The organism is Microbacterium sp. MAH-37, assembly GCF_009758255.1.
In the GTDB taxonomy this organism is placed as follows: Bacteria; Actinomycetota; Actinomycetes; order Actinomycetales; family Microbacteriaceae; genus Microbacterium.
This window is the reverse complement of record NZ_WSEN01000010.1, coordinates 564,267-582,305: the sequence shown is the minus strand read 5'-3', so window position 1 is coordinate 582,305 and position 18,039 is coordinate 564,267. Positions and strand designations below refer to the sequence as shown.

Genomic DNA, 18,039 nt, shown 5'->3' with positions numbered 1-18,039 from the left:
CGGCGCTCCGCGGGCCGTGTAGCAACGAAATCCATCCCTGCGCCGCGTCGGTCAGCCGCCGACGAGGTGCGGTCAGGCCGCTGCGAGACACGCCTTCGGGTCGTCGGCCCAGAAGCGCACGGTGGTCACCTCGTGGCTGCCGCCGTGCGGCGGCAGACCGGGAAGGATGACGGTGACAGGGCGCTCCAGCTCGACTTCGATGTTCGCCTCGTACTGCATCCGCTCGGAGTAGACGCCGTCGACCACACGAGGTGTCTTCGGCTGGTCGACCCTGGTGACGATCGCGATCGAGGCGATGTCGTCCCAGGAGAACGGCACGTCGATCTCCAGGCCGTCGCGCACGCGGATGCCGTCGGGGCCGATCGAGTGCGGCCGCATGAGCATCGCGCAGAGCAGCCCGAGCATCCAGGTCAGGCCCCAGATGCCGAGCACGAGGAAGCCGATCCGCACCGGCGCCCAGCGGTGCACGATCAGGTCGATCACCGGGATCTCGACGGCCGAGAGCACGATGAAGATGATGAGCACCGTGAGCACCGGGCGGTGGTACGCGACACCCGTTCCGCCTGCGGCGACGGCGGGGCGGCGCAGCAGGGCGCGGCCGATGCTCGTGTAGACGCCGGCTTCCATGAGGACGGCCCGGCGGATGCCGGCGGCCAGCCTTTCCCCGCGCGACGGGGTCGTCGTACGCTCGAGCGCGGTCACGAGGGCCCGCCCTCGGCGGCGGCCAGCGCGGAGAGCCGATCGGCGATCGCGGCGACCCCGCGCCTCACGGCCTCGCGGTCCTCCGGGGAGACCGCACCGAGGAGCTCGGCGTCGAGGTCGGCGTGGTCGCGGCGCATCTGTGCCATGTACGCGGTCGAGGTCTCCGTGAGTTCGACGAGCACCGCGCGTCGATCGGTCGGATGCGGCGTGCGCCGCACATGACCGGATGCCTCCAGGGCGTCCACGAGGCCGGTGATGTTCCGCGGGCTCACGCCGCACAGGCGTGCGAGGGTCTGCTGCGTCGAGGGGCCGGCGTCCTGCAGCGCCCAGAGCAGGTGCACTCGGGCCGTGCTGAGCGGGGTGCCCTCGAAGGCGCGCGACATGTCCTTCTGGAAGAGGTCGCCGATCTGGAGCAGGCGGTCGAGAAGCAGGGGTTCCATAATCATGATGCTACTACATGATTACCGCACTTCATTAAATCTCGGGAAGCAGACCGTTCACCAAAGCGTCGACGACATCATCGGTCGGGGTGTCCGGATCGATCGGTGACGTGAGCCGGTCGAGCAGCAGCCCGTCGAGCGCGTAGTGGAACAGCGCGATCTCGCGGCGCCCACCCGGCAGTCCGGCGGCCTGATTGAACGCGATGTCGCCCTCGAACGCGGCCCGCTGCCAGGCCGCCATCGTCTCAGCCAGTTCCGGGCGCCGGGCGGACTCGAGTCGAAGCTCGAACAGGGCGAGGGTCACCTCGCGCTCCGTCGACAGGCGGCGCACGATGTCGCGCATGTAACCGGCGAACAGCGCACGGCTCGGCTTCTCGGCGGCTCGGGTCGCGAGATCCTCGGATGTCGGCCCGAGGCGCACCCCTATGCGCTCGAACAGCCCGGCGATCAGGGCGTCGCGGCTGCGGAAGTAGTTCGAGGCGGTGCCGATCGGCACGCCGGCGCGTTCGTCGATCGCCCGGTGGGTGAGTCCTCGTGAGCCCTCGCTCGCCAGCACCGCGATGCCGGCGTCGGCGAGGATGTTGCGCCGTGCCTCGTTCTTGGCCATGAATTGACCCTAGCGCAACCACTGCACCTGTTGTAGTCTCTAACCACTGCACCTGTTGTGAATGGAGAGCGTATGCGAGAACTCACCTACTTCGTCGCCGTCAGCATCGACGGTTTCATCGCCGGCCCCGAGGGGGAGTTCGACTTCTTCAGCGCGGTGGGCGACCACATGGCCGTGGTGGGCGAACGGTTCCGCGGCACCGTGCCGACGGCGCTCGCCGACATGGCCGGCGTCCCGGCCGAGGACGGTCCGTTCGACACCGTCGTGATGGGCTGGAACACCTACGCCGTCGGACTCCCGATGCTGCCCAGCCCCTACAACCACCTGCGTCAGGTGGTCTTCACCAGTCGCGGCCCAGAGCCCGTCGAGGGTGTGGAGTTCACCGATCGCGACCCGGTCGAGGTCGTGCGCGAGCTGAAGGCCGAACCGGGCAAGGGGATCTGGCTGTGCGGCGGCGGCGCGCTCGCGGCGGCGCTCGCCGACGAGATCGACCGCCTGGTGCTCAAGATAAGCCCGGTGGTCCTGGGCGGCGGCATCCCGCTCTTCGGAGGGCGCGGCTTCGCACCGACCACACTCGCGCGCACGGCGACCACGGCCTTCGACTCGGGCGTCGTGCTCGCCGAGTACGAGCGAGCCGCCTGAGGGCATCCGCCATCGGCCGAGGGATGGGTTTCGGTGCTCCGCGGGCGTCGCAGCACCGAAAGGCATCCCTGCGGGCCACCGCTTCCGGGATCAGGGTGCTCGGCGGGCGTCGCAGCACCGAAAGGCATCCCTGTGCGGCGGCCGTCAGGCCGGCGGCAGGCGCAGCACCTGCGACTCGCCGCCGGTCACGTCGTCGGCGATGCGCAGGCTGCGGGCGAGGTCGTCGAGCGCGCCCTCGACCGTCCCGAACCGCTCCCGGTCGCCGCACACGGCGTTCAGCGTGATCAGATGGGTGCCGGTGTCCCAGGTGTAGGTCGCGAACGGGGGAGTGCCCGGGGTCGGCGGCAGCGCCATCATCAGCTTCTCGCCCACACCCAGCGGGGTGGCGAAACTGACCGTGTCGTCGTACTCCATCGGCATCATCGCGCGCGCGGTGCGCAGCTGCGGGGTGAGCTCCTGCGTGGTCGCGATCGCGACCACGAGATCAGGGTCGGCCTTCCAGGTCCACGCCAGCACGCGGCCGTCGGCCTTGCGCATCGCGAACGGTGCCGCCTGGCTGGCCAGCCACGAGCCGAACGCCGAGCCCTTCCTGGCCTCGCCGCCCATCGCAGAGCCGGCCTGCCCCAGCAGCATCCGGATGGCGGCCTTGCGATGCCGTCGTCCCTTCCAGCCCAGCGAGCCGGTGACGGGGATCCAGAGGTCGGGATCGGCGGAGGAGACGAGGCGCATGACAAGAGGGTAGAGGATGCCGCTCGGTGCGGGCTCCGAGGCCGACACAGTGCCCTCGGGTAGAGTGGCGTGCGCCCGACCGGGCACCCTCCGGCCGCACTGGGAGCGACTACTCCGTGACATCCTCCGACGATCAGAGCGTGGACTCGGCGACCCCGACCGCCCGCCCGCTGACCATCCTCATCGGCTGCGACACGTTCTACCCCGACATCAACGGGGCCGCCCGCTTCGCCGAGCGGCTCGCTGCCGGCCTCGTCGAGCGTGGGCACGACGTGCACGTCGTCGCGCCGAACACCCGCTACCGCCGCTCCGAGACCCACACCGAGGTCATCGAGGGTGAGTCCCTGACGATGCACCGGCTGCCGTCGGTGCGCTGGCTGCCGCACGACTGGCTGCGGTTCGTCTGGCCCTGGCGGGCGAAGCACTACGCACGCAAGGTGCTCACCGAGGTGCAGCCCGACGTCGTGCACATCCAGTCGCACATCATCATCGGCCGAGGGCTGGCGCGGATCGCGCGGCAGCGCGGCATCCCGATCGTGGCGACGAACCACGTCATGGCCGAGAACATCCTCGACCACACGGCCATGCCGGACTTCGTGAACGCCCCGGTGCTGAAGCTCGCGTGGGACGACGCCGAGCGCACGCTGCGCATGGCGCGCGCCGTCACCACGCCCACGCGCAAGGCGGCGGACTTCCTCGAGAAGACGATCGACATCAGCGGGGTCGTGCCGGTCTCCTGCGGCATCGACCGCCGCAACTACACGCCCGTGATCGCCCCGCGCGAGAAGAACCGCCTGCTGTTCGTCGGCCGGCTCACCGGCGAGAAGCAGGTCGACGTCGTGCTGCGCGCGATGACGAAGCTCGACCCGGCGCTCGACGTGCACTTCGACATCGCCGGCGGCGGTGACCAGCGCAAGAACCTCGAGCACCTCGCCGGGCAGCTCGGGCTGTCGGACCGGGTCACTTTCCACGGGCGCGTGACGGACGAGGAGCTGCGGGACCTCTACTCCCGGGCATCCGTCTTCGTGATCGCGTCGATCGCCGAGCTGCAGTCGATCGTGACGATGGAGGCGATGGCCTCGGCGCTGCCGGTGGTCGGCGCCGACGCCGTGGCGCTGCCGCACCTGGTGCACGACGGCGAGAACGGCTACCTGTTCGAGCCGGGGAACGTCGACGACCTCGCCGAGAAGATCACCCGCGTGCTGACCGCGTCTCCCGCGGAGTACGAGCGGATGCAGCGCGCGTCGCTCGACGGCGTCGCCGTGCACGACATCAACCGCACGCTGGACACGTTCGAGGCGCTCTACCGCGACGAGCCGCTGCCGGCCTGAGCCTCCGCCGATCGGCCCGCAAGGGCCCCTCTGCTACTCCAGTCGCAACGGTTGCGGGTGTGTGCGCCGAAGCACCCGCAGCGAGTGAGACCGGAGCGGGTTGGGTGCTTCGATCGGTCGTCGCCGTGGGCCCCGGGTCGTTCCGGTCGCAACGGTTGTGGGTGCACGGACCGAAACACCCGCAACGAGTGAGACCGGAGCTGATAAGGCGATTCGCTCCGTTGAGGATGCAGGCCGCCAGACGTTCCGGTCTCAACGGTTGCGGGTGTGCCGCGCCGCGGCAGAACGCGAACGGGGCGGGGGACCGAAGTCCTCCCGCCCCGTTCGACGTCGGATGCGGTTACTCGCGCGCGAGCGCGGCGAGGGCCTCGAGCTCGAGGTCGAGGTACTGCTCCTCGCTCACGTCGACACCAACGCCGAGCAGTTTGCCGCCGGTGAACGGGAAGCCGTCGGAGTACTGTCCGCTGACGGCGTCGCCGCTGTCGTAGCCGATGCACAGTCCGTCGCCGGCGAGGGTGAACTTGCCGACCTGCGCGCGCATCGGGCCCTCGGCGACGACCTGGTCGTCGACGTAGAGCTTCGCGGTACCGATCGACTCGCCGTGCTCGCCGGCGCTTTCGCGGATGAACTCGACGCCCAGGGCGTGCTTGCCCGGGGTCAGCTCGCCCGACGTGAACGTCTGCTCCGGCGGGATGCCGAGGAAGTTGTACACGTAGTTCAGCTTATTGTCCTTGATGAACAGCGAGTGCCCGCCGAAACGGGAGCCGTGTGCGAACAGTACGCCCTCGGCACCTTCCTCGAGCACGACGTCGGCGATGATCTTGTACGACCTGCCACGCACGTTCACCGCGACGCTCTCGGCCACGGCCGTGGTGTCGGGGTAGTAGATGTACCGGGTGCGCGGCGGCTCGGCCTGCGGGCGCTCGATGGTGAGCTGGTCGCGGGCGGAGCGGTCATCGAGTGGAAGCACGTTGTTCTTCTCGGCCTCCTCGAACCAGGCGTCGATGAGCTCCTGCAGCTTCTCGGGGTGCTCGGCGGCGAGGTCCTTCGACTCCGAGCGGTCCTCTGCCACGTGGTAGAGCTCCCAGCGGTCCTCGTCGAAGCGGCCGTGGCCGGTGAGCGGGGCGTGGATGGCGGCGGCCTTCCAGCCGTCCTTCCAGATGCCGCGCGTGCCGAGCATCGCGTAGTACTGCACCTTCTTCTCGGTCTGCCCGTCGGGCGCCGCGTCGAAGGAGTACTTCATCGAGACGCCATCGAGCGGACGCTGCTCGACACCGCGGAACACGTCCGGCATCTCGATGCCGATCACGTCGAGCACGGTCGCGACGATGTCGGTCGAGTGGTGGTACTGGTGCCGGATCTCGCCCTTGGCCTTGATGCCGGCCGGCCAGTGGATGATCATCGGGTCGCAGGTGCCGCCCGAGAACTGCGAGTACCGCTTGAACATCTGGAACGGGGTCGAGAACGCCGTCGCCCACCCGGTCGGGTAGTGGTTGTACGTCTCGGGGCCGCCCAGCACGCCGATCTTGTCGAGGTTCTCCTTCAAGTCGTCGGGGAACCCGTTGAAGAACTTGTTCTCGTTGACCGAGCCGTCGGGGGAGCCCTCACCGGATGCCCCGTTGTCGGCGCAGTAGAAGATGAGCGTGTTGTCGAGCTGACCGGAGTCCTCGAGGTAGTCGATGATGCGGCCGATCTGCACGTCGGTGTACTCGCTGAAGCCGGCGAACACCTCGGCCATGCGGGCGAACAGACGCTTCTCGTCGTCGGACAGCGAGTCCCACGGCTTGACGTAGTCGGCGGCGTTCGCCTGGTCCTCCGGCATCGGGTTGATCGGCGTCAGTGCCGTGTCGGCGGGCAGGATGCCGCGCTCGATCATGCGACCGAGCACCCACTCGCGGTACGCGTCGTAGCCGTCGTCGAACTGCCCCTTGTACTTGTCGATGTAGTCCTTCGGCGCGTGGTGCGGGGCGTGGTTCGCACCCGGGCAGAACCAGGTGTACCAGGGCTTGGATGGGTTCGACGCGTTCTGGTCGCGGATCAGGCGGATGGTCTGATCGGCCAGATCCTTGGAGAGGTGGTAGCCCTCCTCCGGGGTGTACGGGGGCTCGATGAAGTGGTTGTCCTCGACGAGGTCGGGGTACCAGTTGTTCGTCTCGCCGCCGAGGAAGCCGTAGAACCGGTCGAAGCCCTGCGCGAGCGGCCACTGCTCCTTGCTGCCACCGGTGGAGATGTCCTCCTCGGGCACGTTGTGGTTCTTGCCCACCCAGAACGTGGAGTAACCGTTCTTCTGCAGCACCTGGCCGATGGTGGCGCACGACTCGGGGATGTGGCCGGAGAGTCCGGGGAACCCGTTGGTGCCCTCCATGATGTTGCCCATGCCGTTGACGTGGTGGTTGCGTCCGGTGAGGAATGTCGAGCGGGTCGGCGAGCACAGCGCGGTGGTGTGCCACTGCGTGTAGGTCAGGCCGTTCGCCGCGAGGCGGTCGAGCGTGGGCATGTTGATGCGGCCGCCGTACGGCGACCACGAGGCCATGCCGGTGTCGTCGTAGAGGATGACGAGGATGTTGGGCGACCCCTCAGCCGCCTTCACGGGCTCGTACGGCGCCCAGTCGGCCACCGAATCGCGCACGTCGAGCGCGATCTTCCCCTGGAATTCCTTGGTCATGGTGCTCCCTTCCACCGCGGACGCCATCGGCGAGCATCCGACGTTCCCAAACTAATGGCGAGGGGATGCCCGACGGCACCCCCTCGCCCGGATCGGATGATTCAGTCGCGCGCCATCGCGGCGGCGAGGTGCGCCTCGAGGTCGATGTACGCGTCGTCGGCGATGTCGAAGACGACCTTGGCGATCTCGCCGCCGGTGAAGTCGAACCCGTAGCCGTACAGGGACGAGACCGGATCGGCGCTGTCGCGGCCGATCGTCAGTCCCTCACCGCACAGCGAGAAGTGACCGAGGATCGTGCGGATCTGCTTCTCGCCGACCTGCTGGTCGTCGATGTACAGCCGAACCGGACCCTTCGGCTCCCGGTAGTCGCCGGTGCCCTCCTTGACGAACTCGACACCGATGATGTGCCTGCCCGAGGTCGGCACGGGGGCGGAGACCCGATCCTCCGGCGGGATGCCGAGGAAGTTGTACACGTAGTGCACCTGCCCGTCCTTCACCACCAGGGCGTGGCCGCCGAACCGCGAGCCGTGCGCGAAGATCACGCCCTCGGTGTCGGGGGTGAACTCTATCTCCGCTGCGATCTTGTACGAGCCACCGTGCACGTTCGCCGCGGACCGCTCCGGCACCTCGCTGGTTCCCGGGTAGTACGTGAACTGTCCCGAGGGCGGTGCCGGCTGGTGGAACTCCATCTTCATGAAGGTCTCGAAGTCCTTCGGGTTGCCGATGATCTGCAGGTCGTTCAGCGGCAGCACCAGGTTGCCCTTCGCCTCCTCGAGCCACAGCGCCTTGAGCTCCTCGAGCTTGTCGGGGTGCTCGGCGGCGAGATCGTGCGCCTCGGCCCGGTCGACATCAGTGTGGTACAGCTCCCAGACGTCGTTCGGGAAGTCGCCCTTGCCGCTGACCGGACCGTGTACTGTGACGGCCTTCCACCCCTCGTGCCAGATGCCACGCTGACCGAACATCTCGAAGTACTGGGTCTTCTTGTTGGTCGGCCCGTCCGGTGCCGCCGTGAAGGACGGCACCATCGAGACTCCAGAGAGGGGGGTCTGCTCGATGCCGTTGTAGGTGCCGGGGAAGGAGACTCCGCACGCCTCGAGGATCGTCGGGACCACGTCGACCGAGTGGTGGTACTGGTGACGGATCTCGCCCTTGGCCGAGAATCCGGCCGGCCAGTGGATCACCATCGGGTCGGCCACACCGCCCTGGTAGGTGTAGCGCTTGAACATCTTGTACGGGGTCGAGAACGCCGCCGCCCACCCCGTGGGGTAGTGGTTGTAGGTGTCCGGGGAACCGAGTCTGTCGACCAGCTTGAGGTTCTCCTCGAGGCTGTCCGGATAGCCGCCGAAGATCTTGCCCTCGTTGACCGATCCGTTCGGCGAGCCCTCGCCGGATGCGCCGTTGTCGGCGCAGTAGATGACGAGGGTGTTGTCGAGTTGTCCTGATTCCTCGAGGTAGTCGATGATGCGGCCCACCTGGCTGTCGGTGTACTCGCTGAAACCGGCGTACACCTCGGCCATGCGGCTGAACATGGCCTTCTGCTCGGCGGACAGCGTGTCCCAGGGGAGCACCTCGTCGCTCTGCGAGAAGGTGCCGTCGGGCATCGGGTTCAGCGGAGTCAGTTCGGTGTCCTCGGGGACGATTCCCTTCTCCTTCATCCGCTCCAGCACCCACTCACGGTACGCCTCGTAGCCGTCGTCGAACATGCCCTTGTACTTGGCGATGTACTCTTCGGGCGCGTGGTGCGGGGCGTGGTTGGCGCCGGGGCAGAACCACAGGTACCAGGGCTTCTCCGGCTCGGTCTGCTTGACGTCGCGGATCATCTTCAGCGCCTGGTCGGCGAGGTCCTTCGAGAGGTGGTACCCGTCCTCGGGCAGGTAGGGCTGATCGATGTAGTGGTTGTCCTCGGCAAGCGACGGATACCAGTTGTTGGTCTCGCCGCCGATGAAGCCGTAGAACCGGTCGTAGCCCTGCGCGAGCGGCCAGTGCTTCTTCGAGGCGCCGGCGGTCCACTCGTCGATCGGCACGTTGTGGTTCTTGCCGACCCAGAACGTCGACCACCCGGCATCCCGCAGCACGTTCGCCATCGTCGCATTCGACTCAGGGATGTGCGAGTTGTAGCCGGGGAACCCGGTGGACGACTCCGAGATCGTCGCGAAGCCGTTCAGGTGGTGGTTGCGTCCGGTGAGGAACGTCGAGCGCGTCGGTGAGCACAGCGCGGTGGTGTGCCACTGGGTGTAGGTGAGTCCGCCCTTCGCGAGACGGTCCATCGTGGGCATGTTGATACGGCCGCCATAAGGCGACCAGGCGGCCATGCCCGTGTCGTCATAGAGGACGACGAGCACGTTCGGCGATCCCGCCGGTGCCTTGCTGGGCAGGAAGGCGTCCCAGTCGCCTTGCGAGTCGCGGACGTCGAGTTCGATCTTCCCCTGGAATTCCCGTGCCATGATGCTCCCTTTCTCCGGCGTCTGCACTGCTGATCCCGAACCTATCGGGCGGCGCGGTTGGGTGGAAGAGGGCAGGGCGGGATCACCCGGGTGGGATCGGGAGGCTCAGCCTTTCAGCTGGTCGCGGATCGCCTTCTTGTGCACCGGAGTCTGCTGCACGACGTGCTCGGCGTACTCCGGATGCTTCGGCAGCCAGGCGACGACGTAGGGACAGACCGGCACGATCGCGGCGCCCGAGGCGACCACGTCGTCGACCGCCGCGCGCACCAGCACAGAGGCCAGGCCCTTGCCGCCGTACTCCTCCGAAACGCCGGTGTGGAACAGCACACGCTGGTTCCCGCCCTCAGCCGCGACGTCGACGTAGGACTCCTCGCCGATCTCTTTGTCGCCGGTGCCGTCCTCGCCTGTGTCCAGCAGTACGTAGCGCGACTCCTCGGGGCGGTCCCGCACGATGTAGCGGTCGTTCGTCATGTTCGTCTCCTGATCACTCGCGCGGCCGCAGCCGGATGGTGGGCATGGGTGGGGCGGGCAGCGGCGCCCGCTGCCCTGGGGGGAACTCGCCGAACAGAGCCGGCTTGCCGGCATCCGCAGCATCCGCCGGCTCGAAGCCGAGCTCGGCCTGGTACCTACGGCGGAACTCGACGATCTCGTCGTGGCTGCGGCCGACGAAGTTCCACCACATCACGATCTGCTCGCCCAGCGGGACGCCGCCGAGCAGGATCACGCGGGCGCCCTCCGCGCCTGCCGTGACATGCATCGTGTCGGACCCGGTCGGTACGTAGCCGAGCTCGCGATGCCCGACCGTGGTGCCGTTCACCTCGAACCCGCCGGTCTCGGCGAGCAGCGCGTGCTCGAAGTCGGTGCGCACCGTCAGCGTCACCGACGCGCCGGGTTCGAGGACCAGCTCGGCACCGAGCAGATCGGGAGTGCGGGTGTCGATCGGCGAGGTCGATCCCAGCAGCGATCCGATGAACACCCGCGCGGTCATCCCCGGCACCGACACCGGCTCCGGTGCGTAGTGGTCGAAGTGGTTCTCGGTGAACCGGGTGCTCTCCGGCAGCGCGTACCAGAGCTGCACGCCGTGCAGCGTCTGGGTCTCGGGAGTGCTGATCTCCGAGTGCGTGATGCCGCTGCCCGCGATCATCAGGTTCAGCTCGCCGGGCCTCACTGCGGCGGCGTTGCCGCCGGAGTCCAGGTGATCGATCTCTCCGGTGAACAGCCAGCTCACCGTCGCGAGTCCGGTGTGCGGATGCCGCGGCACCTCCATGCCCCCGGACACGGCGACGTCGTCGGGCCCGTAGTGGTCGAGGAAGCACCAGGCGCCGACCAGCGACCGCTGCTTCTGCGGCAGCGTGCGGTACACGGTCATCGCGCGAGGCCCGCCGAGCGGAACCTCGCGAGGCTCGAGCACCTCGACGCCGGTGCAGGGCTGTCCCGGCTCCAGGACCTCGACCTGCGGGTCCTTCTCGAGGTCGCTCACTTCGTCTCACTCCGTTCGCTCAGCACGGCGCATCTCGATCTTGCCCTCCGCATCGCGCGGCCGCACCGGGTGCTCGCTGAGGATGGAGACCCGGTTGAACAGGTTGATCGCCACCGCGACCCACTCCGCTGCGGCGAATGCCTCGTCGCCGAGCAGGTTCCGTGCGCCCTCGAGATCGGCGACCGCGTCCTCCGTGAGCGGCAAGCGGGTCGCGGCCTCGGCGATGGCCAGCATGGCGGCCTCGCGCTCGGTGAACAGCGTGGACTCGCGCCAGGCGGGGATCAGATCGAGCTTCTGCTGAGTGATCCCCGCGGCCCGTGCCTCCCGTGAGTGCAGATCGAGGCAGAACGCGCATCCGTTCAGCTGCGAGGCGCGCACCTTGATGAACTCCGTCTCGGCCACGGAGACGCCCGCGGCGGCGGCTGTCGCGGCGATGACGGGCGACATGGCGGTGACCGCCTTCCAGGTGTCGGCGGCGGCCTTGTCGAGATAGGGGCGCATGTTCTCTCCTCGTCGTGAGTCGGATTCCGTGGTGATCGGGTCAGGCGTCGGATGCCAGCCGGAAGCTCACGTGCGACATCCCGGTGTCCTCGGCCTGCGGCGACCTGGCCGCGGGCCGGAAGCGCAGGCAGTAGTCCGGCGAGCACAGGAACGACCCGCCTTTGAGCACCCGGCGGGGGATCTGCTCACCCTCGCGCGAGCTCGCCGCCGCGAGCAGGTTGGCCCGCTTGCCGGCATCCACCGGCTTGTCGGTCGGCACGATGTGCCGCGGGGCGTAGAAGTCGGTGGTCCACTCCCAGGTGTTGCCGATCATGTCGAACAGGCCGTAGCCGTTCTCGGGGTACGAGCCGACCGGGGCGGTGCCGCCGACGCCGCGGTTGTCGTACGGGAACCGGCCCAGCCACGAGTTCGCCAGCGCGCGTCCGCCCGGATACGGGTCCTCTCCCCAGGCGAAGCGGGAGCCGTCGACGCCGCCGCGGGCGGCGTACTCGTGCTCGGCCTCGGTGGGCAGACGGCGGCCTGCCCACTCGGCGTAGGCCGTGGCATCCTCGAACGCGACGTGCACGACAGGGTGGTCCATCCGATCGTCGATGCTCGAGTCGAGGCCGAACGGCGCGCGCCAGTGCGCGCCCGGCTCCCAGCGCCACCAGTTGCGCCAGTCGCGCAGATCGGTCGGGCCCTTGGTCGGGGTGAACACCATCGCTCCGGGTGCGAGATCCTCCTCGGCGACGCCGGGGTACAGTGCCGGGTCCATCGGCCGCTCGGCGACCGTCACGTAGCCGGTGTCCTCGACGAACCGCGCGTAGTCGGCGTTGGTGACCGCGTACCGGTCGATGCGGAAGGACGCCACCTCGCGCTGGTGCACGGGCTGCTCGTCGGGATAGAACTCCGTCGATCCCATCGTGAACGTGCCGCCGGGGATCAGGACCATCTCGCGCTCGTCATCCGCCATGGCTCAACCGTAATGCTCGCAGCGGATGCCGGGACGCTGGCATGATTCAGGAATGGATGAGACGACCTGGAGGCGGCGCACCGGGCCCACGCTGCTGGTCGCGTCCATCGCCTTCCTGCTGGCGTACTCCTGGCGCGTGATCACCGAGGCCGACGGCCCGTGGGCGATGGTGGCCGACACCGTCGTGGTCGTCACCTGGGCGATGTTCGTGATCGACTACGTCGTGCGTCTCTCGCTGGCGCCGGAGAAGTGGCGCTGGTTCCGCACGCATCTCGCCGACCTCGCGATCACCCTGGTCCCGGTGCTGCGGCTGGTGCGGGTCGCCAGGGTCTTCACGCACCTGCCCGGCATGCGCCGCACCAGGGCGGCAGCGCTGCGCACCCGCATCCTCGTCTACGGCATCGCCTCCACGGCCATCCTCATCTTCATCGCATCGCTGCAGGTGCTCGACCGTGAGCGCGGCGCCCCCGGTGCGACCATCGTCAGCTTCGGCGACGCCCTCTGGTGGGCCTGCGTGACGGCGACGACGACAGGATTCGGCGACCTCACACCGGTGACCGTGATCGGCCGGCTGGTCGGCGTCATCCTGATGTTCGGCGGCGTGGCGCTGGCCGGCGTCATCACGGCGACGCTGGCGTCGTGGGTGTTCGAACGCGGTGCGCACGGCGACGGCGCGGATGCCGCGACGAAGGACGACGTGCGCGCGCTGCGTGACGAGATCGCCGCGCTGCGCGAGGACCTCGCCCAGGGCGGCGGGAAGCCGCACGGAAGCGATCCCATTCAGTAACCTGACCTCATCAGGATCGGAGGAGCCCTCATGACCAGCCTTCCCTCGTGGCGTGACACCGCCACCCGCAGGACGATCGTCGACTTCGTCGAGTCCGTCACGACCGGGCCCGATGCCGTGCCCGTGGCGGAGCGCATCGCCGTGTTCGACAACGACGGCACGCTGTGGTCCGAGAAGCCGGTCATCATCCAGCTCGACCACATCATCGGGCAGTGGGCCGCCGAGGTGAAGGCCGATCCGTCCCTTGCGGAGAAGCAGCCGTACAAGGCAGTCGCCTCGGGCGATCTGGGCTGGATCGGCAGTGCCGTCGAGAAGCACTACGGCGGCGACGACAGCGATCTGAAGGTGCTCCTGGGCGCCCTGGTCGGGCTCACCGACGGGATGACGGTGGACGAGTACGCGGCATCCGTCGCCGAATTCTTCCGCACCGCGAAGCACCCCACGCTCGGCACGCTGTTCTCGGGAGCGGTCTACGAGCCGATGCGCGAGCTGCTGCGCTACCTCGAGGCCAACGGGTTCACCTGCTACATCGCCTCCGCCGGCGAGCGCGACTTCATGCGCAGCGTCACCGAGGCGTACTACGGCATCCCGCCGGAGCGCGTGATCGGCTCGGCCTACGGCCTCACGTACGACGAGGATGCCAGGGCAGTGAAGTTCTCGGCGAACCTGGACTTCCTCGACGACGGCCCCATCAAGCCGGTCCGCATCTGGAGCCGCATCGGGCGCCGTCCGCTGCTGGCCGCGGGCAATGCGAACGGAGACCTGCCGATGCTGCAGTTCGCCGTGGGCGACGGCACCGTGCGCCGGGGCCTCGCGCTGCTCGTCCACCACGACGACCACTCCGGCCGCGGTGACGCCCCGTACGACGGCGGTGCCGAGAAGGCGCTCGCCGCAGACGACGTCACCGTGATCAGCGTCGCGAACGACTGGGAGCAGGTCTTCCCGGCATGAGTGCGCCCACGGCGACGCGCGCCTGGTTCTTCCCCACGCTGCGCGGGTACCACCGGTCCTGGATCGGACCCGACATCGTGGCGGGACTCTCGGCCGGCGCCGTCGTCGTGCCGCAGGCGATGGCCTACGCGACCATCGCGAGCCTGCCCGTGCAGATCGGCCTCTACACCTGCATGGTGCCCATGCTGGTCTACGCGATGCTCGGCGGCTCGCGCGCGATGAGCGTGTCGACGACGTCGACGATCGCCACGCTGACCGCGACGACGCTGGTGTCCGCCGGCGTCGCGGTGGGTTCGGACGATCCGGTGCCAGACCTCATGGCACTCACGCTGCTCGTCGGCGTGATCCTGCTGATCGCGCGGGTGCTGAAACTCGGCGGCGCAGTCGAGTACATCTCCAAACCGACCATCATCGGCGTGCAGGTCGGCGTCGGCGCGACCGTCGCGGTGGGCCAGCTGCCCAAGCTGATCGGCGTCGACAGCGAGTACTCCGGCTCCGGGTTCATCCGCTCGATCCTCGGCGTCGTCGAGGCCGTCCCCGGCATGAACCTCACGACCGGGCTGCTCTCGATCGGGTCGATCGCCGTGCTGGTGCTGCTGAAGCGCTTCCTTCCGCGCGTGCCCGCTCCGCTGATCGTCGTCGCCGCCGGCATCCTGCTCGCGGCGTTCGCCGGGCTGAAGGACGCCGGCGTGGAACTGATCGCCCCCGTGCCGCAGGGCTTCCCACCGTTCGAGCTGCCGACCTTCGCACACATCGGGGCGATGGTGCCGGGGGCGTTCGCGATCTCGATCATGGCGTTCCTGGAGTCCAGCGCCGTGGCGCGCGGCATCCGCGAGGCCGGCGAGCCGCAGATCGACAGCAATCGCGAGCTGATGGCGACCGGCGCGGCCAATGCGATCGGCTCGTTCTTCCAGGTGCTGCCCGCCGCCGGCGGGTTCTCGCAGAGCGCGGTGAACAAGGGCGCGGGTGCGAAGTCGCAGATCGCGACGGTCGTGACCGTGATCCTCGCCCTGCTGGTGGCGCTGTTCCTGGGGCCGGTGCTGAGCCTGATGCCGCAGGCCACCCTGGCCGCGCTGGTGTTCGTCGCGGTGGTCGGCCTGATCGACGTGAAGGGCATGGCGCGACTGTGGCGACTGAACCGTGCGGACTTCTGGGTCGCGGCGAGCACCGCGTTCGTGGGTCTCACCGCGGGACTGCTGCTGGCCGTCGCGGTGGGCGTCATCGGCACCTTCGTGGTGGTGTTCCGTGAGCTGAACCGGGTGCGGATCTCTGTCGGTGACGTCGACGGCGACGTGCTGCCGGTGAAGCTGAACGGACCGGTGTACACAGCGAACGCACTGCCGTACGAGACCGCCGTGCTGGATGCCGCCGCGGCCGCGCCCGGGGTGAAGGTGCTCGCACTGCAGCTGGCGCAGATGCGGGTGGTGTCTGTCACCGTGCTCGACACGCTCACCGATCTCGACACCGAGCTGGCCGCGCAGGGCATCGAACTGAGACTGGCCGCCGTTCCGGATTCCGGGGCGACCGTCGCTCGCCGTGGGTCCTGGTACGCGACGCTCGAAGCGGACGGCCGGGTGTACGAGACGCTCGATGCCGCGGTACGCGGGCGCGCCGAGTGAGCGCGGGGGAGAGATGAGCCACAGCAGCAGCATCGCCGGGGCGCGGCGGGCCACCCAGGCGCGGAAGCTGCTCGTCATGGCAGTGCCGGCGATCGCCGTCGGCGTCGGGTCCGCGCTCATGCTGTGGGCGCTCGACATGCTGTCGGAGGGACTGGAGCACGTGCTCTGGGACGCCTTGCCCGCGGCATTCGGATTCGGCCCAGACAACCCGTTCTGGGTGATCGGCGTGCTCACCCTGACCGGCGCCGCAGTCGGCGCGACCGTGCGCTACCTGCCGGGGCACGGCGGCCCGGACTCGGCGGTGGGTGAGCTGGACGCCGAGCCGCCGAAACTCATCGCGCTGCCCTCGCTTGCCCTGGCCGTGGTGCTCGGACTCGCCGGCGGCGTCAGCCTCGGGCCGGAGAACCCGATCATCGGCATCAACAGCGCGCTCGCGGTCGCCGTGCTCGCGCGGTTCGCCGCCAAGATCCCGGCGAAGCTCGCCGCGGTCTTCGCGATGTCGGCGACGATCGGCGCGCTGTTCGGCACCCCGGTCGCGGCCGCACTGGTGCTGACCGGAGCGATCGGGGCGATCAAGGGCGAGGGCGCGCTCTGGGACAAGCTGTTCCTGCCCCTCGCCGCCGCGGCATCCGCCGCCATCACGATGAAGCTGCTCGGTGGTAACACGCTCGCCTTCTCATTGCCGCCGATCGGCGAGGCGGACTTCTTCGACGCCGTCGTCGGCGTCGGAATCGCGATCTGCGCTGCGCTGATCGTCATCCTCGCCGCGGTGCTGCTGCCGATCGCGCACCGGCTGTTCCACTCGCTGGGCAGCCCGCTGCTGTTCACGACGCTCGGTGGTGCGCTGCTGGGCGTGCTCGCCGTCATCGGCGGACCGCTGACGATGTTCAAGGGCCTCAACGAGACCGGTGCGCTGCTCTCCGACCCCGGTGCCTACTCGGCGGGGCAGCTCGCACTGTTCGCCGGGGTGAAGCTCGTCGCGCTGGTGATCGCCGCGGCGGCCGGGTTCCGTGGCGGCCGGGTGTTCCCGGTCGTGTTCATCGGCGTGGCCCTCGGACTGCTCGCCGCAGCACTTTTCCCCGGCATCCCGCTCGCGCTCGCGGTGGCCTGCGCGGCGCTCGGCGCGACGCTGGTCGCCACACACGACGGCTGGATCGCCCTGTTCCTCGCGGTCGCGCTCGTCGGCGACATCACCGTCCTGCCCCTGCTGTGCGTGATCATCCTGCCGCTCTGGCTGGTCGTCACGGCGGCGCCCGAGTTGATCGTGGCGCCGAGGAAGGACGAGCCCGCGACGGCCTGACGAGAGTCGTCAGTCCCAGTGGCCCGGACGCTCCAGCACGTGCGACGAGACGGTCGCGCCGCCGGCGCCGACCGCGGCCGTGGCGTAGAGCAGCGACAGCGTCGGGTAGCCGTGCGAGGTGTTGTCGCGGATGATCGCGCGGTCGTCGTCGGGGTCGAGCGCGGCGGTCTCCCGCAGCAGCGCGGTCCAGTCCTCCGGATCGGATGCCCGGAACCGCGGCAGCCAGGCGGCGATCCGCGCCGTGGCGGGGTCGTCGAGGTCGTCGTGCGCGATCATGTGCACGCCCGGCTCGACGGGGGTCTCGCGCAGTGCCTCACCGTCCCAGGCGAGCACCCGTGCGCCCTCGGGCGAGACCTCGAGCAGGTTGAAGCCGTGCATGCGCGGTGAGCCTGCGGGAGAACGGCCGGCGACCGACTCCAGCGCGAGCGAGCCGCGCGAGAGCGCCTGATCGTCGGGCAGATCGAGCAGGTCGGCGCGATTGAGCAGCACGGCCAGGCGCCGGGAGGCCGGATCGATGGCGAGCCATGCGCCGCCGGCGCGACGGTCGCGGATGCCGATCACGCCTGGGTACTGCTCGGGCCACCACGGGCCGAGGTCGTCCCAATCGCGCTGCGGGTCCTCATCGCGGACGGCGAGCAGTCGGGCCGAGCCCGGTTCGGTCTCGATCACGACGGTGCACACGCGGCCAGTCTATGGGCGGTGCGGCCCCGGGGATCCGAGCGCCCTTCGCCACGAAGGGCGGTCAGCGCCGGTCGGCGGGAACCCGGTTCCAGTCCGTGGGGACCGGACGGTAGCCGTCGCGGCGGAGCTCGACGACGGTCGCGATGAGACCCCACAGGGCCACTGCACTGAGAAGGATCACGATGAACATGGCAGTAACGCTACGTCT

General features: G+C 69.1%; 18 protein-coding genes. 6 read left to right on the top strand and 12 right to left on the bottom strand.

From position 1 onward, the window contains the following. Positions 1-72: 72 nt before the first annotated feature. The 3 genes from GON06_RS16910 to GON06_RS16900 are packed head-to-tail and all read right to left on the bottom strand — an operon-like array spanning position 73 to position 1,749. Positions 73-702 carry a hypothetical protein gene (locus GON06_RS16910; RefSeq protein ID WP_332837662.1) on the bottom strand — a complete coding sequence of 210 codons (630 nt, stop codon included), beginning with the start codon at positions 700-702 and terminating at the stop codon, positions 73-75. After that, entirely contained in the window at positions 699-1,142 is a 444-nt protein-coding gene (locus tag GON06_RS16905; protein ID WP_157313474.1) for a MarR family winged helix-turn-helix transcriptional regulator, read from the bottom strand. Before GON06_RS16905 ends, GON06_RS16910 begins: the two co-directional genes overlap by 4 nt. A 34-nt stretch (positions 1,143-1,176) precedes the next feature. After that, the gene (locus tag GON06_RS16900; protein WP_157313473.1) at positions 1,177-1,749 is read right to left on the bottom strand and encodes a TetR/AcrR family transcriptional regulator; all 573 of its coding nucleotides are present in this window, start codon (positions 1,747-1,749) and stop codon (positions 1,177-1,179) included. 72 nt (positions 1,750-1,821) lie between these two features. Between GON06_RS16900 and GON06_RS16895 the strand changes: the two genes are divergently transcribed. Then, positions 1,822-2,391, top strand: a complete 570-nt coding sequence (locus GON06_RS16895) for a dihydrofolate reductase family protein (RefSeq protein ID WP_157313472.1) — start codon at positions 1,822-1,824, stop codon at positions 2,389-2,391. 144 nt (positions 2,392-2,535) lie between these two features. On the opposite strand, the gene GON06_RS16890 is transcribed toward GON06_RS16895, so the two are convergent. Further along, the gene (locus tag GON06_RS16890) at positions 2,536-3,120 is read right to left on the bottom strand and encodes a hypothetical protein (RefSeq protein ID WP_157313471.1); all 585 of its coding nucleotides are present in this window, start codon (positions 3,118-3,120) and stop codon (positions 2,536-2,538) included. A gap of 116 nt (positions 3,121-3,236) precedes the next feature. Between GON06_RS16890 and GON06_RS16885 the strand changes: the two genes are divergently transcribed. Then, positions 3,237-4,451 (top strand): glycosyltransferase, encoded by a 1,215-nt coding sequence (locus GON06_RS16885; protein WP_332837661.1) that lies wholly within the window; start codon positions 3,237-3,239, stop codon positions 4,449-4,451. A gap of 340 nt (positions 4,452-4,791) precedes the next feature. On the opposite strand, the gene GON06_RS16880 is transcribed toward GON06_RS16885, so the two are convergent. The 6 genes from GON06_RS16880 to GON06_RS16855 all read right to left on the bottom strand — a co-directional run bounded on the left by GON06_RS16880 (position 4,792) and on the right by GON06_RS16855 (position 12,472). Beyond that, on the bottom strand, positions 4,792-7,116 hold the full coding sequence (locus tag GON06_RS16880; protein ID WP_157313470.1) for an arylsulfatase: 2,325 nt from the start codon (positions 7,114-7,116) through the stop codon (positions 4,792-4,794). A 101-nt stretch (positions 7,117-7,217) separates the two neighbouring features. After that, positions 7,218-9,560, bottom strand: coding sequence for an arylsulfatase (locus GON06_RS16875; protein WP_157313469.1), 2,343 nt, complete (start codon positions 9,558-9,560; stop codon positions 7,218-7,220). Between the two features lie 105 nt (positions 9,561-9,665). Then, entirely contained in the window at positions 9,666-10,031 is a 366-nt protein-coding gene (locus GON06_RS16870; RefSeq protein ID WP_157313468.1) for a GNAT family N-acetyltransferase, read from the bottom strand. A 13-nt stretch (positions 10,032-10,044) separates the two neighbouring features. Beyond that, positions 10,045-11,040, bottom strand: a complete 996-nt coding sequence (locus GON06_RS16865) for a pirin family protein (RefSeq protein ID WP_332837660.1) — start codon at positions 11,038-11,040, stop codon at positions 10,045-10,047. 6 nt (positions 11,041-11,046) lie between these two features. Beyond that, positions 11,047-11,541: a carboxymuconolactone decarboxylase family protein gene (locus tag GON06_RS16860; protein ID WP_157313467.1), complete on the bottom strand. Its 495-nt coding sequence runs from the start codon at positions 11,539-11,541 to the stop codon at positions 11,047-11,049. A gap of 40 nt (positions 11,542-11,581) precedes the next feature. Beyond that, positions 11,582-12,472 carry a formylglycine-generating enzyme family protein gene (locus GON06_RS16855; protein WP_157313812.1) on the bottom strand — a complete coding sequence of 297 codons (891 nt, stop codon included), beginning with the start codon at positions 12,470-12,472 and terminating at the stop codon, positions 11,582-11,584. Between the two features lie 73 nt (positions 12,473-12,545). On the opposite strand from GON06_RS16855, the gene GON06_RS16850 reads away from it, so the two are divergent. From GON06_RS16850 to GON06_RS16835, 4 genes are read left to right on the top strand one after another with little or no spacing between them, the layout of a single operon-like run. Further along, on the top strand, positions 12,546-13,280 hold the full coding sequence (locus tag GON06_RS16850; protein ID WP_157313466.1) for a potassium channel family protein: 735 nt from the start codon (positions 12,546-12,548) through the stop codon (positions 13,278-13,280). Positions 13,281-13,310: 30 nt separating this feature from the next. Then, entirely contained in the window at positions 13,311-14,231 is a 921-nt protein-coding gene (locus GON06_RS16845; protein ID WP_157313465.1) for an HAD family hydrolase, read from the top strand. Further along, positions 14,228-15,850, top strand: coding sequence for a SulP family inorganic anion transporter (locus GON06_RS16840; RefSeq protein ID WP_157313464.1), 1,623 nt, complete (start codon positions 14,228-14,230; stop codon positions 15,848-15,850). The genes GON06_RS16845 and GON06_RS16840 overlap by 4 nt, the downstream gene beginning before the upstream one ends. Before the next feature lie 13 nt (positions 15,851-15,863). After that, positions 15,864-17,150: an ion channel protein gene (locus GON06_RS16835; RefSeq protein WP_157313463.1), complete on the top strand. Its 1,287-nt coding sequence runs from the start codon at positions 15,864-15,866 to the stop codon at positions 17,148-17,150. A gap of 9 nt (positions 17,151-17,159) precedes the next feature. On the opposite strand, the gene GON06_RS16830 is transcribed toward GON06_RS16835, so the two are convergent. Together GON06_RS16830 and GON06_RS19005 are read right to left on the bottom strand one after the other, a co-directional pair. Further along, positions 17,160-17,831 carry an NRDE family protein gene (locus tag GON06_RS16830; RefSeq protein WP_332837659.1) on the bottom strand — a complete coding sequence of 224 codons (672 nt, stop codon included), beginning with the start codon at positions 17,829-17,831 and terminating at the stop codon, positions 17,160-17,162. 61 nt (positions 17,832-17,892) lie between these two features. Continuing rightward, positions 17,893-18,021 carry a hypothetical protein gene (locus GON06_RS19005; RefSeq protein ID WP_269778458.1) on the bottom strand — a complete coding sequence of 43 codons (129 nt, stop codon included), beginning with the start codon at positions 18,019-18,021 and terminating at the stop codon, positions 17,893-17,895. Positions 18,022-18,039 lie beyond the last annotated feature (18 nt).